This window comes from Streptomyces sp. NPDC026515, assembly GCF_055567595.1.
In genome coordinates this window covers 1-1,060 of record NZ_JBVHQD010000063.1, presented here as the reverse complement: position 1 = coordinate 1,060, position 1,060 = coordinate 1, and the positions used below count along the sequence as shown (strand labels likewise).

The 1,060-nt window shown below is 71.0% G+C and carries 2 protein-coding genes; both read left to right on the top strand.

Features of this window, described 5'->3' with window-relative positions; all coding sequences use genetic code 11:
- On the top strand, positions 1–918 hold a 918-nt coding region (locus ACZ4O3_RS44100; RefSeq protein WP_467728041.1), incomplete at its 5' end, for a zinc-dependent alcohol dehydrogenase.
- A gap of 5 nt (positions 919–923) precedes the next feature.
- On the top strand, positions 924–1,060 hold a 137-nt coding region (locus ACZ4O3_RS44095; protein WP_362721763.1), incomplete at its 3' end, for a universal stress protein.

The window sequence follows — 1,060 nt, the reverse complement described above, 5'->3', positions numbered from 1 at the left end:
GGGCTGTGTCACACCGACATCCATGCCGCGCGCGGGGACTGGCCCGTCAAGCCGAACCCGCCGTTCGTGCCGGGGCACGAGGGCGTGGGTGTCGTGGAGGAACTCGGCGCGGGCGTCACCCACCTGGCGGTGGGGCAGCGGGTTGCCGTGCCGTGGCTGGGCCGGGCCTGCGGGCGGTGCGAGCACTGCCTGTCCGGCTGGGAGACCCTGTGCGAGCAGCAGGTCAACACCGGGTACGGCTGCGACGGCGGGTACGCCGAGAAGATGCTTGCCTGGGCTGATTTCGCCCAGCCCGTGCCCGATGGCGTCTGCGCGGTCGATGCCGCCCCGCTGACCTGCGCCGGTGTGACGACGTACAAGGCGCTCAAGGTCGCCGGGGTCCGGCCCACGCAGCTCGTCGCGATCTCCGGGATCGGCGGGCTGGGTCATCTGGCGGTGCAGTACGCGAAGATCGCCGGTGCTGCGGTGGCGGCCGTCGACGTCACCGACGAGAAGCTCGAACTCGCCGCGGAACTCGGGGCCGATCTTGTCATCGACGCCCGCAAGGACGACGTCGGCGAGGTTCTCAGGCGGCACGGCGGCGCGCACGCGGCGATCGCTCTCGCGGTGAACGACGCCGCTTTCGAGGCCGTCAATTCGGGTTTGCGGCGCGGTGGCAGGCTGGTGATGGTCGCGCTGCCCGCGCGTGGCACGGTCCGGGTTCCGATCTTCGACACCGTTCTGAACGGCACGAGCGTGATCGGTTCCATCGTCGGCACTCGCCAGGACCTCGCCGAGGTGTTCCAGCTGCACGCGGCCGGACGGACCCGGGTGATCTGCGAGACCCGGCCGCTGATGTCCGTGAACGAGTCCATGGACGAGGTGTTGCGCGGCGAGGTCAAGGCCCGGATCGTCTTCGACATGAGCGCGGGGCGGTGAGCACGGTGGACCTTCCTCTCGTCGTCGGTGTCGACGGCTCCGAGTCCAGTCTGCGGGCCGTCGACTGGGCGGCCGACGAGGCCGCCCTGCGCGGGGCACCGCTCCGGCTCGTGTACGCCTCTCTCTGGGAGCGGTACGAGGG